General features: G+C 38.5%; 1 protein-coding gene. It reads left to right on the top strand.

All coding sequences use genetic code 11. The features are described from left to right. Window positions 1-26 precede the first annotated feature (26 nt). The coding region (locus ACG9ZL_RS21345) for a hypothetical protein (RefSeq protein WP_419361939.1) at window positions 27-234 on the top strand (208 nt) is incomplete at its 3' end.

The following is a 234-nucleotide window of genomic DNA, read 5'->3' as shown; positions in this document are numbered from 1 at the left end:
ATGCTCAATCGCACATGAAACAGATTATGGGCGCAGCAATTGTAGAGGCTAAGGCTAAGAAAGAATTAAAACCTAAGCGAACTAAAACTGAAGCTGAGATTGAAGCAAAAAGACAGAGTGATAAAGAGCGTAAACGTATCAAAGACGCTCAATCACAGGCTGTAAAAAGAAAGGCTAAAGCTGATTTAAGCGCAGAGCAAATATCAATATTCAAAGAGTTTCATTCCAAGGCAT

This window comes from Acinetobacter legionensis (assembly GCF_048551735.1).
In the GTDB taxonomy this organism is placed as follows: domain Bacteria; phylum Pseudomonadota; class Gammaproteobacteria; order Pseudomonadales; family Moraxellaceae; genus Acinetobacter.
Note: the sequence above shows the minus strand (reverse complement) of the source record. Positions and strands in the feature narration are given on the sequence as shown.